The organism is Salipiger sp. IMCC34102 (assembly GCF_004145405.1).
In the GTDB taxonomy this organism is placed as follows: Bacteria; Pseudomonadota; Alphaproteobacteria; order Rhodobacterales; family Rhodobacteraceae; genus Loktanella.
This window is the reverse complement of sequence record NZ_SELQ01000003.1, coordinates 272,262-285,036: the sequence shown is the minus strand read 5'-3', so window position 1 is coordinate 285,036 and position 12,775 is coordinate 272,262. Positions and strand designations below refer to the sequence as shown.

Below are 12,775 nucleotides of genomic sequence, written 5' to 3'. Positions count from 1 at the left end.
TTTGGTTTGCATGCAGGAACCGACAAGACCTTCATCACGATCCAGGCTTGCCGGCGTCCTGTCGCGATTGCCGAAAAGCTCGAGCCTTCACGCACCCAACCATTGGCACAGGCCCCTTGGTACTGGTTCGGTGCAGGGCAGCTATCGTCGGGACCACCCGGGCGCACTTTGACTTCGCGGAAAGACGATTCGACATGAACGACGCGCCCTTTTTCGGCCTCTACCCTTATCACGTGGGACTGACCGCGATCGGGGCGGCCGTGATCCTGGCCTATTGGCTGCCCCGCTTCGTCAGCCGCCACGAACCGGCTGCTTCGGGCCTGCTGATCCTGCTGGGGATGGCCATTTTCGCAATCGTGCCGGGTCTGCCGGCGATACCGGACCCGCGTGAAAACCCCTACATGTGGGAGGTCGTCGCCGAACTGACGGTCATCATCGCCCTCTTCGCGACCGGGTTGCGGATCGACAACCTGTCGCGCATGGCGCGCTGGGGGCCGACGATCCGCCTTCTTGCTGTCGCCATGCCGCTCACGATCATCGTCGTCGCCCTCTTGGGGTACACGCTGGCGGGGATGACCGCCGCGGGGGCGATCCTGCTTGGCGCGGTCATGTCACCGACCGATCCCGTTCTGGCAGGCGACGTGCAGGTGGGCCCGCCGCTCGAAGGCGGGGAACACCCGGTCCGCTTCGCGCTCACCACCGAGGCGGCCCTGAACGACGGGCTTGCCTTTCCCTTCGTCTACCTCGGCCTGCTTGTCGCGGTGGAGGGGCTGTCGCCGGGCAGTTGGGCGCTCGAGTGGCTGGCCCGCGACGTCGCCTGGCGCATCGCCGTCGGTGCCGCGATGGGGGCCGCGGGCGGCTGGATCATGGGACAGGTGCTGTTCTACGTGCCGCGCAAGGCCGTGTTGGCCGACACCGCCTCGGGCGTGGTGGCCGTGGCGGGGGTCTTGTTGTGCTACGGGTCGACGGAACTGGTCGAGGGCTACGGTTTCATCGCCGTGGCTGTCGCCGGGATCACGCTGCGCCGTGTCGAAGCGGACCACGACTTCCACCGCCAGCTTCACGATTTCACCGAATCGATCGAGCACGCGCTGACCGCAGGCCTCCTCTTCGCGCTGGGCGCGGTCATGCCGCAACTGCTGGAGGGGCTCACGCTCGCCAATGCCGCGATCGCACTGGTGCTCATCCTCGTCCTGCGGCCCTTGGTGGGGTGGCTGTCCCTGGCCAGGTCCGACCTGGGAAGGCAGGACCGCTGGGTGGTCGCCTTCTACGGCGTGCGCGGCGTAGGCTCGATCTACTATCTGGCCTACGCCGTGGGCCACGTCGACTTCTGGGATGTCGAGGCGCTTTGGGCGCTGGTGGGGTTCACGATCCTGCTGTCGACGATCGGACACGGGTTCACCGCCGGTATCGCGATGACCGGCCGAAAGGACCGGGCGGAATGACGGCAAGGCGGGGAACAGGGATCCCGATGCGCCGGATGGATTTCGCATGGAGCATGGAAACGGGTTCGAAGCTCTGCCTTCCGCAATCCGTGTGACAAGAGGCACGGTGGTCCCGTGATCGAACGAAGGGCCACCGCTAAAGGATCGCGGCGTCTGAAAGCCCGGCGTTTGCGGCTCCGGTCGCGCTCCCTTTCGCTGTAACTGCACTCTGGACCCGAAGCGCGGCGCGCGCTACGCCTGCATCATGGACATTCGCACCCTCACCCCCGCCTATTCCGTCTCCCCCCAGATCGACCCTGCCGACGCGGCGGAGATCAAGGCGCAGGGGTTCGAGACCGTGATCTGCAACCGCCCCGACGCCGAAGTGCCGCCCGCCGTCCGGTCCGACGCCATGCGCGCGGCGGTCGAGGCGGAAGGGCTGACCTTCGTCGACAACCCGGTCACGCACCAGGGTCTGAACATGGACATGGTCGACGCGCAAAGCGCCGCGGCGCAGAACGGCAAGACGTTGGCCTACTGCGCTTCCGGCACACGATCGACCATCGTCTGGGCGATGGGCCAGGCTGGACGGATGCCGGTGGACGAGATCATCGAGACCGCGGCCAAGGCGGGCTACGATCTGTCCGGTATGCGGCCGCAACTGGAAACCCTGTCCTGACCAAGCCTGCGGCGCGGGCGTGACCCGGGCCTCGGGTCATGTGACCGATGGAGGATGATCCGTCTCACGCCTCTTGCGCGAACGCCTGAGGTACGAACTCTTCTTCCGCGAGGGAAGGCGCTTCGGCCTCGCTCTGCAACTCTTGTTCCACCGTCGTGATCCGATGGGCGCCGGGTCGCGGATAGGCGTCCATGTCCCGCTCTAGGTGTTCTTCTTCCAGATCCACCCGCACCGCGATGCGCCCGTCGAGCTGACCCAGGCGCCCGCGTGCGACCACGAATCCGTCGGAGGCCGTCAGAGCGATCCCGTCGAGACCTTTCACCGTCAGCGGGACACTGTCCCCCACCTCCAGGCCGGTCAATTGCGCAAGACTCATCCTTACCTGCCCCAGCACCGCGTCCAGGGCGAGCGGTGCACCCATGACGCAGTCCGACAGGCACGTCGCCCAGTTGTCCGTGTCGTCCTGAGGCGTGTCGCGGACCGTGGCATCCTTGCGCGGCAGGGCGACGATCAGCTCCGGCCGGCGGCTTTCCGTCCCGTCCGAGATCTCGATCCGCAGGATGCGGTAGGTACAATCCTGCAATGCGAACTCCACCGCACGGACCGTCTCGTAGCGTGCGCCGACCGTGCAGGCCGCCGACCATCCTTCCATCTCCGAACCGTCGCAGGTCTGCGCGAGGTCCTCCAGGATCTGCGTGAACCAGGGCCGGATCAGCAGGGCATCCGTGTTGGTCACCGCCCGCGCCGGCTGCGGCGCGGCCCCGATGCGGCCGGTCGTCAGCGCCTCCAGCGCCGCGGCGACCAGGTCGGCATTGCAGGCCATCATGCCGGTCCCGCCGTCGGCCCGCGCGATGGACAGGATCAGAAGCGCGTCATCGAGCCCGTCCACGAGCGCGTCGAGATCGCCGTCCTCCTCGGCGATGGCGCCGACTCGCACGCTCAGGCCCAGCGCCTGCTGGGCCGCGCGCGCGACGGAAATGCCGACCGCACGGGGCGCGCTCAACGGTGGGTCCTGCGGGTCCTTTGCGGGACGCCGCACCAAGCGGTCGATAACCTGGGGTGTCATCTGCTGTCCTGATTTCGGCCTGTGATGCGCGGACAGTCGCGCAAATACGTTAGCGCGCGGTGAAGACGCGAGATGTCGTGCCCGCGAGAGGTGACCTTTGCGGCAGTTTCACGCGGAACGTCGCCCCCGGTCCGGCATCGACATAGTCGATCTGTCCGCCCATGCGGGTCATCAACTCGCGGCAGATCGCGAGTCCCAGCCCGGCCCCCCCGGCCCGCGCGGAATCGGTCAGGCGCGAGAACTTCTCGAAGATGACCGCCGCGTCCTGCCGCGCGATGCCGGAGCCGTTGTCCGTGAAATCGACCTGGACCCAATCGCCGGAGCGGGTGACCCGGATCGTCAGCCGGGGACGCGTGGCATCGCAATACTTCGCGGCATTCGACACGAGGTTGATGAACACCTGCGCCAGGCGGTCGAGGTCCGTCGAGACGGCAATCGCCTCCTCCTCGGGCACACGGTCGAGGTCGAGGGCCTGCGCCCCCGCGCCCGCCGCCGCGATCGCCCGGTCGAGCACGGCACCCAGCTGCCCGTCCTGGACCTGCAGGCTGACCTGTCCCGCCTCCAGCACCGACAGATCGAGCAGATCGTCCAGCAGGCGCGTGAGCCGCAGCGCCTCGGCGTTGATGATGCCGGCCATGCGCGCGGTCTCCTCCGGGTTCAGCCCGTGCTGCGTCAGGATCCCCGAGAACGCCCGGATCGAGGTCATCGGCGTGCGCAACTCGTGGCTGACCTGGCTGAGGAAGGCATCCTTCTGGGCGGACAGGGCAACCAGTTTTTCGTTCGCCTCGCGCAGGGCGAGTGCCGTGCGTTCCTGTTCGGCGCTCTTCGCCTCCAGCCGGCCCGAGTATTCGAGGATTTGCGCCGTCTCGTCGGCCAGCGCAAACAAATCGTCCACCGTGACGCTGGTGCCCTGTGCCAGCTGCGCGATCATCGCATGGGCCGTCGCCGCCCCGACGGAGCCCGCGAGCGTGCGTTCCAGCCCTTCGAGGAAGGCGGGGGTGACGTCCGGCAGAAGATCGGTCTTGCCCTGCGCCCGGGCCGCGCGCTGGAACATGGCCTGCGACTGCTGCGCCCCGATGATGCGCTGCGACAGGATCAACAGATCCTCGGCCGTGGCGACCGAGCGCTTCCATGCCTGACCGGAGGTCGCCCCTTCGAAGACGTTGACGAACTGCGCCCCCTGCAAGCGTTCCAGCGGGGCGGGAAAGCTCAGCACCGAGCCTGCGATGAACGCGCCGGTATTGACCAGCAGCGACCACAGCAGCCCGTGCAGCAGCGGATCGATCCCCTCGATACCCAGCAAGGCCTGCGGTCTGAGCGCCCCGATGCCCCATGGGCCTTCGGCCAAAATCCGGGCGGACAGGATGGCCCCCTCGCCGAAACTGGGCAGGAACAGCGTCCAGACCCAAAGCGCCCCGCCCAGGGTCAGCCCCAGGATCGCGCCGGTCCGGGTCGCCCCGCGCCAGAAGATCCCGCCGAGCAGCACCGGCAGCACCTGCACCACGCCGGAGAACGACACCAACCCGATCGCCGCAAGCGCGGCCCCACCCCCGGAAAGGCTGTAGTAGAGCCACCCCAGCGCCAGCGTCCCGACGATGGCCAGACGCCGCGTCAGGACCGCGACCCAGCGCACGTCGCCCGACATAGTCGCCCGCTCGGGCCCGCGGCTGCGCATCCAGACCGGCAGGACCACGTGGTTCGAGACCATCGTGGCCAGTGCGATGGTCGCCACGATCACCATCGACGTGGCAGAGGAAAACCCCCCGAGGAACGCCAGCACCGCCAGCCCCTGCCGGTCCTGCGCGAGCGGCAGCGTAAGGACGAAGAGATCGGGGTTGGCGCCCTCCGGCATCAGCCGCAACCCGACCACCGCGATGGGCAGGACGAACAGGCTCATCAGCAGCATGTAGAGCGGAAAGGCCCAGGATGCGGTCTTCAGATGCGCCTCGTCCGCGTTCTCGACCACCAGCACCTGGAACATGCGCGGCAGGCACAGGAAGGCCGCGGCGGAGAGGAAGATCAGCCCCACCCAGCGCCCCCCCGGCTGGGACCAGGTCCCGATGCGGGAGGCGTCGATCTCTTGCAGGATGGCGGTCGGGCCGTCGGAAAGCCCCCAGACCACGAAGAGGCCCACGGCCAGCAGCGCCACCAGTTTCACGACCGCCTCGACCGCGATGGCGATGACGATCCCGTTGTGGCGCTCGCCCGCGTCGACGTGTCGGGTGCCGAAGAGAATCGTGAAGACGGCCAATCCCACCGCCACGAAGATCGCCGCGATCCGCAGGTCCTGCGGCCCCCAGTCGGAGCCGCCGACGCGGGCGAAGACCTCGACGCTCAGCACCACCGACTGCAACTGCAGGGCGATATAGGGTGTGGCCGCCACCACGGCCATCACGGTGACGATCATGCCCAGCGTCGTCGACTTGCCGAACCGGGAGGAAATCAGGTCCGCGATCGAGGTGATCCCCTGCGTCCTGCCGATCCGCACCAGCTTGCGCAGGATGGTCCACCAGCCAACCATCACCAGCGTCGGGCCAAGGTAGATCGTCACGTACTCAAGCCCCGACCGGGCCGCGTAGCCCACGGCCCCGTAGAACGTCCAGGCCGTGCAGTAGATCGACAGCGACAGCGTATAGACCAGCGGCAGCCGCAGCCAGCGGTCCCGCCCGCGCCGCGCCTGTCGCTCGGCCAGGAAGGCGATGCTGAACAGGAACGCGACATAGACCAGCGCCGCCAGGATCAGCGCGTTGAACGACATCAGGCGGGCGGGTCCGTGGGCGTGGCCTCTGCCGGATCGGAAAGCTCGATCCGCCGCGACAGCAGGACCGTCCCCACGATCAACACGGCCCAGCCGGCGAAGAGGAAGACCGCCGAACGCGCGGTGCCGCCCATCCCGGGCAGATCCCCGCGCCAGAGCAGCGGAAAGAGCCAGACAAGGGCGGCCAGCACCGGCATGAGCCGCGCCACGTCCCGCAGGCGGCGGGCGCGGTAGCGGTTGCGGGCCAGAAACAGCGGTGCCGCGGCGCCCGGACCGCGCGGCCGGGGTCCATCGTTCGGATCACGCAGGCCGAGATGGTCGAAAGAGGGCCTCTCCCCCCGCGCGGCTGCCCCGTCGTTTTCGACCGCGCGGGCCGGATCGAGTCCTGAGGGGCGATCTGCAGGCGTCATGAGCCGATCAGCGCGTGCACCTGGGCCAGGACCTCCTCGTTGGCGAAGGGCTTCGTCATGAAGTGATCGACGCCCAGATCCTCGGCCATCTGCCGGTCCTTGGCCTGGCCGCGCGCGGTCAGCATCATCACCGGCAGATCGCGCGTGGCACTGTCGGCGCGCAGGTCGCGCAGGATGTCGAAGCCCGACCGACCGGGCAGCATCGCATCGAGGATGATCATGTCCGGTGCCCCGGCCGTGATCCGGCCCAGCGCGGTCTCACCGTCCTCGTGGATGTGCACGGTGAACCCGTCGCGCGACAGAATGAAGCTGAGCGCCTCGACGATATTGGGCTCGTCCTCGATCAGCAGGATGCGCTTGGCCACCGGCGTCCCTTTCCAGGCGATGTCACGATTGGATCGCCGCCCCCCTCCCGGATGCGGTGTAGGCAATTTATTGCCCAGGCGGGGGCATCTGTCAAAGGTCCTGGCGTCGCGGCGGCGTCACGGTCGAGGGTTCGCGGCGCGCGGCACAGGTGCTGCGCTGGCAGATGCGGCAGTCCAGCCCGGCAGGGATAGCAAGCGGTCCCGCGTCGCCGGGCACTGCTCGCAGGAGCATCGTGGCCTGGATCAGGGGCGCCAGATGCGCGCCGCCCGGATGCGGGGCAGCCTCGGCCAGCGCGTGCACGGCGAAGTGGCGCGCGGTCTCCCCCGGCAACACCACCGTCCCCGTGGCAGCCCGCCCCGGCTGGCCCAGGGCGCCGAAGATCGGCCACATCGAACAACCGCGCCCCTGCGACGGGTTGAACCCCTCGACAGGCTTCGCAAGCGTCACCGCCCCCGCCCCGTCGATCACCATCAACCCGTGATCCGGCGTCCCGGGACGGGACGGCAGGCTGGCCAGGCGGCGCATGATGCGCGCAAGCGGTGCCCCCAGTTCCGCCGACAGCCGCAACGGATCGTAGTCCAGCCGGTCGGCGGTGCGCCGGAACGTGTCCAGCGGCAATGCCGCGGCGTCTTTCGCGTATTGCGCATCGTGGCGGGCGAGCAGCGGATCCTCCGCCTGGTCCACGGGAGCGCCGCTTCGCCTCGATCCCCCGGTTTCCAGATGTGCGCGATGGAAACCGGTGCGCGCCAACGCCGCGCTGCGGGCTTCGAGCGGCGTCATCAGCCCCCGGTCGGCATCATGCGGCACGTCGAGATAGGCGATCAGCGCGCGGCTCGTCTCGGCCAGGCGCCGGGCGTCGTCGTGGATGTTGCGGTGAAAGCGCGCCTGCCAATCCGCGTCGAGGCTGTCGTCGCTGGTCAGGATCCCGGCCGCACTCTGGATCGCCGTCACCGAGGAGATCACGCCGTGCAAAGCCCGCGCCAATTCCGGGTCGTAGGTGATCCGGTCGCTGAGCATCCGCAGGCGCGTGTCCAGCGCCTCGATCCGCGCGGCCTGTTCCGCCACCAGCCGTGCGAAGCCCGGATAACGGCTGACGAAGGCCTCGGTCCGCGCGGTCTCCGTCGCGATCTCTGACAGGCGCGCGGCGGCGGTACGGACTCGTTCCACCAGCGCCTCGTCCTCGCGCGCGGACAAGAGCTGCACATCGAGTTGCATCGCCAGCGCCAGCTTGCGGACCAGCGATCCGCCCGCCGCACGTTTGCCGTGTTCGATCAGGTTGAGGTAACTCGGCGAGACCCCCACCGCCTCGGCGAGGTCCCGTTGCGACAGCCCGACGTCCATGCGACGCGCCCTGATCCGCTCTCCGATCCGGTCCATTCCCCTCCCCCCTGGCAAAGCGATTTACAACCACCGCACGACGCCTGTCGATTTATTGACCAAACGTCAATCGCGGCGCAACCCCCGTGTTGTCGCATGCAAGACCGCCCGCCATGCTTCGTCCAGCACGTCACGTGCCGCTGCCGGGCTGGAGGGCCCGCCGCAGCCGACATAATGGGAGGAAACCATGACAAAGACGACGTATTCGCGCCGTCGGGTGCTCAAGACCAGTGCCGTGGCGGGCACGGGCCTGATGCTGCCGACCTATCTGCGCGCCCAGGAATCGGGCTTCACCAACGCCCCCCAGGGCGACACCGTGACCATCGGCTTCAACGTGCCGCAGACCGGACCCTACGCCGAGGAAGGTCTCGACGAGCTGCGCGCGCAGGAACTCGCGGTCGAGCACCTGAACGGCGGCGGTGACGGCGGCATGCTGAACACCTTCAGCCAGAAGAACCTCGACGGCACGGGGATCATGGGCAAGCGGGTGGAGTTCGTGACCGGCGACACCCAGACAAAGTCCGACGTCGCCCGCGCCTCGGCGCAGTCGATGATCCAGAAGGACGGCTGCATCATGATCAACGGCGGGTCGTCCTCGGGCGTCGCCGTGGCCGTGCAGGGCCTGTGCCAGGAGGCCGGCGTCATCTTCATGGCGGGTCTCACCCACTCCAACGACACGACCGGCAAGGACCGCAAGGCCAACGGCTTCCGTCACTTCTTCAACGGCTACATGTCCGGCGCGGCGCTGGCCCCCGTGCTGCAGAACGCCTACGGCTCCGACCGGCGCGCCTATCACCTGACGGCCGACTACACCTGGGGCTGGACGCAGCAGGAATCCATCGCCGCCGCGACCGAGGCACTGGGCTGGGAGACCGTGCAGGACGTGCGCACGCCCGTCGGTGCGGGCGACTTCAGCTCCTACATCGCGCCGGTCCTGAACTCGGGCGCCGACGTCCTGGTCCTGAACCACTACGGCGGGGACATGGTGAACTCGCTGACGCAGGCGGTTCAGTTCGGCCTCAAGGACAAGCAGGTCAACGGCAAGAACTTCGAGATCATCGTGCCGCTCTATTCCGAGCTGATGGCCAAGGGTGCAGGCTCCAACATCGAGGGCGTCTTCGGCTCGATGAACTGGAACTGGCAATTGCAGGACGAGGGCACGCAGGCCTTCGTGCGGTCCTTCGGCGAGAAATACGGCTTCCCGCCGTCCAACGCCGCGCACACCTGCTACGTGCAGACGCTGCTCTACGCGGATGCCGTGACCCGCGCGGGGTCGTTCAACCCCTGCGCCGTGGTCGAGGCGCTGGAGGACTTCGAGTTCGACGGCATGGGCAACGGCCCGACGCTCTACCGCGGGGCGGACCACCAGTGCTTCAAGGACGTGCTGGTCATGCGCGGCGTCGCGGGTTCCGGCAACGCCAACATGGTCGGATACGACACGCTCGAACTGGTCGAGCAGACCCCGCGCGCGCAGGTCGAGTACGAGCCCGATCACCCGATGTTCGCCGGCGGCAGCCTGGGCGAGTGCAACCCGGGCGCCTGAGCGCGCCCTACAAGGGCGGCCCCCGCGCGGGGCCGCCTTCCGCACGCAGCTTCCCTGCCCCACGACTTGATGCCGGACCCCTGACAGGAGCGGACCGATGGATGCGATCATCCTCCAAATTCTCAATGGCCTCGACAAGGGATCGGCTTATGCCCTGATCGCGCTAGGGCTGACACTGATCTTCGGCACGCTGGGCGTCGTGAACTTCGCCCATGGCGCGCTGTTCATGATCGGCGCCTTCTGCGCCGTCACCATGCAACGGCTGCTGACGCTCAGCCACGTCGTCGTGGACGAGAGCCAGACCGATTTCCTTGGCAACCCGCTGGCGGTCAACGTCCCTTACGTGAACTCCATCTTCGGAGAGGAACTGGGCCAGGCCCTCATCAACTGGTCGGTGCCGCTGTCGGTCCTGCTGGTCATCCCGGTGATGCTGCTGGTCGGCTGGGCCATCGAGCGCGGGTTGATCAAGCATTTCTACAAGCGCCCCCACGCGGACCAGATCCTCGTGACCTTCGGCCTGGCCATCGTGCTGCAGGAGATCATCCGCGCCATGTACGGTGCCAACCCGATTCAGTCGCCCGCCCCGCCCCTCTTCTCGGGCTCGGTCGATCTGGGCACCTACCTGGGCTTTCAGGCCAACGCGATCGTCTACCCGATCTGGCGGCTGGTCTACTTCTTCTTCTCGGCGATCATCATCGCCGCCGTCTTCGCCTTCCTGCAGTTCACCACCTTCGGGATGGTCGTGCGCGCGGGCATGGCCGACCGCGAGACGGTGGGCATGCTGGGCATCGACATCGACAAGCGCTTCACCTTCATGTTCGGCCTCGCGGCCGTCGTCGCCGGCATGGCGGGGGCGATGTACGCGCCGATCCTCAGCCCCAACTACCACATGGGCATGGACTTCCTGGTGCTGTCCTTCGTCGTGGTCGTGGTGGGCGGCATGGGCAGCCTGCCCGGCGCCGTCGCCGCGGGTTTCCTGCTGGGCATCCTGCAGGGGTTCGCCTCGATGAACGAGGTCAAGGCCGTCCTGCCGGGGATCGACCAGATCGTCATCTACCTCGTCGCCATCATCATTCTGCTGACACGTCCCCGTGGCCTGATGGGCCGCCGCGGCGTGATGGAGGACTAATCCCATGCTGGGACTGACATCCAGAGACTTCACGCTCTTCGCGATCGTCTGCGCGCTGACGCTGCTCGCACCGATCATCCTGAACCCCTTCCCCACCGGCAGCGCGCTCGGGGCCAGCTTCAACGCGGGCTACCCCGCGCTGATGCAGCGGTTCGCGATCTTCGGCATCCTGGTGGTGGGCTTCAATATCCTCTTCGGCCTGACGGGCTACCTGTCCTTCGGTCACGCGGCCTTCCTCGGCGTGGGCTCCTATGCCGCGGTCTGGATGTTCAAGCTGCTGAGCTACAACATCGTCCCCGCCATCGTGCTCAGCATCATCGTTGCAGGCCTCTTCTCGGTCGTGATCGGATACGTCTCGCTGCGGCGCTCGGGCATCTACTTCTCGATCCTGACACTGGCCTTCGCGCAGATGTGCTACGCGCTGGCCTATTCGGTGTTCACGCCGCTCACAAACGGAGAGACGGGCCTGCAGGTCTATACCTCCGACCCGCAGGTCCTGATGTCGCCGGGCGATCCGGTGGTGCCGCACCTCTTCGGGCTGCAGATGAACACCGCCGAGGTGGTGCGCGTGGGTCCCTGGACCTGGACCTTCGAGGTCGGCTACTACCTTTGCGCAATCATGCTGATCGCGGCGTTCTACCTGTCGATCCGCATCTTCCGCTCGCCGTTCGGGATGATGCTGCGGGCGATCAAGTCGAACCAGACCCGGATGAACTACACCGGCCTGAACTCGCGCCCCTACACGCTCGCGGCCTTCATCATCTCTGGCATGTATGCGGGCCTCGCCGGTGGCCTTCTGGCCGCGATGGACCCGCTGACGGGGGCCGAGCGGATGTACTGGACCGCGTCGGGCGAAATCGTCGTCATGGCGATCCTGGGCGGCGTCGGCACTCTGATCGGGCCGGTCGTCGGATCGGGGATCATCAAGTACCTCGAGAACATCGTCTCGAAGATCAACGAGAACATCCTCCACCAGTGGTTCGCCGCCCTTCCCGACGGGCTGGAGAACGTCCTGATCGGCGTCGTGCATCCCTTCGTCGGCGAAGGCTGGCACCTGACGCTGGGCCTGTTGTTCATGGTCGTCGTCATCTTCCTGCCCGGCGGGCTGGTCGAGGGCGGCCAGCGGGTCGGCGCGATGTTCAGCCGCAAGTCCCGCAACGCGAGCGGTGTCGAAGCCGACGCTGCCGCACAGAACCCCAACACACCGGCGGAGTAAGCGCATGGGCATTCTCGAAGTCAAAGGCGTCAACAAGCGCTTCGGCGGTCTGCAGGCGCTGGGGGACGTGAACCTCAGCGTGAAGGAAAACACCGTCCACGCCATCATCGGACCGAACGGGGCCGGCAAGTCCACGCTGCTCAACTGCCTGGTGGGCAAGCTGATCCCGGATTCCGGTTCCGTCATGTTCGACGGGCAGTCGGTGCTGGGCCGCAAGCCGCACGAGATCAACCAGATGGGCATCAGCCGCGTGTTCCAGACGCCCGAGATCTTCGCCGATCTCACCGTGCTGGAGAACGTGATGATCCCCTGTTTCGCCAAGCGCGACGGGGCTTTCCGGATGCACGCGATCGAAAGCACCCGGCACGAGGGCGATATCATAGCACAGGCGAAGGCGATCCTGTCGGACGTGTCGATGCTGGAGAAGAGCGAGATGATCGCCTCGTCGCTGTCGCGCGGCGACAAGCGGCGGCTGGAAATGGCGATGTGCCTGGTGCAGGAGCCGCGGCTTCTGCTGCTGGACGAACCCACCGCCGGAATGGCGCGGGCGGATACCAACAACACGATCGAGCTTCTCAAGGAAATCAAGGCCAAGCGCGACATCACCATGTGTATCATCGAGCACGACATGCACGTGGTCTTCAGCCTGGCCGAGCGGATCACCGTCCTGGCCCAGGGCACGCCGCTGGTCGAGGAGACGCCCGAGAACATCAAGGGTCACCCCAAGGTCCGCGAAGCCTACCTGGGCGAGGCGCAGGTCTGAGCAGACTGTCACTGGCACCATTCCCCGATCGGTCTTCGCGCGAA

At 67.3% G+C, this 12,775-nt stretch carries 11 protein-coding genes; 6 read left to right on the top strand and 5 right to left on the bottom strand.

Annotation, left to right across the window (positions count from 1 at the left end):
- Positions 1-194 precede the first annotated feature (194 nt).
- Together EU805_RS08970 and EU805_RS08965 are read left to right on the top strand one after the other, a co-directional pair.
- On the top strand, positions 195-1,445 hold the full coding sequence (locus EU805_RS08970; protein ID WP_129763623.1) for a sodium:proton antiporter: 1,251 nt from the start codon (positions 195-197) through the stop codon (positions 1,443-1,445).
- 244 nt (positions 1,446-1,689) lie between these two features.
- Positions 1,690-2,103, top strand: coding sequence for a TIGR01244 family sulfur transferase (locus EU805_RS08965; RefSeq protein WP_129763622.1), 414 nt, complete (start codon positions 1,690-1,692; stop codon positions 2,101-2,103).
- Between the two features lie 64 nt (positions 2,104-2,167).
- Here the strand turns inward: EU805_RS08965 and EU805_RS08960 are convergent, their stop codons facing one another.
- From EU805_RS08960 to EU805_RS08940, 5 genes are all read right to left on the bottom strand, one after another.
- A complete protein-coding gene (locus EU805_RS08960) occupies positions 2,168-3,169 on the bottom strand; it encodes a FliM/FliN family flagellar motor switch protein (protein ID WP_129763621.1) in 1,002 nt (333 codons plus the stop codon).
- Between the two features lie 49 nt (positions 3,170-3,218).
- Positions 3,219-5,930 carry an ATP-binding protein gene (locus EU805_RS08955; RefSeq protein ID WP_129763620.1) on the bottom strand — a complete coding sequence of 904 codons (2,712 nt, stop codon included), beginning with the start codon at positions 5,928-5,930 and terminating at the stop codon, positions 3,219-3,221.
- Positions 5,927-6,337, bottom strand: a complete 411-nt coding sequence (locus EU805_RS08950) for a hypothetical protein (RefSeq protein ID WP_242494100.1) — start codon at positions 6,335-6,337, stop codon at positions 5,927-5,929. Before EU805_RS08950 ends, EU805_RS08955 begins: the two co-directional genes overlap by 4 nt.
- Complete coding sequence (locus EU805_RS08945; RefSeq protein ID WP_129763619.1) at positions 6,334-6,702, bottom strand: response regulator transcription factor; 369 nt, start codon at positions 6,700-6,702, stop codon at positions 6,334-6,336. Before EU805_RS08945 ends, EU805_RS08950 begins: the two co-directional genes overlap by 4 nt.
- 91 nt (positions 6,703-6,793) lie before the next feature.
- Positions 6,794-8,080 (bottom strand): helix-turn-helix domain-containing protein, encoded by a 1,287-nt coding sequence (locus tag EU805_RS08940; RefSeq protein WP_129763618.1) that lies wholly within the window; start codon positions 8,078-8,080, stop codon positions 6,794-6,796.
- 187 nt (positions 8,081-8,267) lie between these two features.
- On the opposite strand from EU805_RS08940, the gene EU805_RS08935 reads away from it, so the two are divergent.
- From EU805_RS08935 to EU805_RS08920, 4 genes are all read left to right on the top strand, one after another.
- Complete coding sequence (locus tag EU805_RS08935; RefSeq protein WP_129763617.1) at positions 8,268-9,623, top strand: substrate-binding protein; 1,356 nt, start codon at positions 8,268-8,270, stop codon at positions 9,621-9,623.
- Between the two features lie 97 nt (positions 9,624-9,720).
- Positions 9,721-10,752 carry a branched-chain amino acid ABC transporter permease gene (locus EU805_RS08930; protein WP_129763616.1) on the top strand — a complete coding sequence of 344 codons (1,032 nt, stop codon included), beginning with the start codon at positions 9,721-9,723 and terminating at the stop codon, positions 10,750-10,752.
- A gap of 4 nt (positions 10,753-10,756) precedes the next feature.
- Positions 10,757-11,968, top strand: coding sequence for a branched-chain amino acid ABC transporter permease (locus tag EU805_RS08925; RefSeq protein WP_129763615.1), 1,212 nt, complete (start codon positions 10,757-10,759; stop codon positions 11,966-11,968).
- A gap of 4 nt (positions 11,969-11,972) precedes the next feature.
- A complete protein-coding gene (locus tag EU805_RS08920; protein ID WP_129763614.1) occupies positions 11,973-12,731 on the top strand; it encodes an ABC transporter ATP-binding protein in 759 nt (252 codons plus the stop codon).
- Positions 12,732-12,775 lie beyond the last annotated feature (44 nt).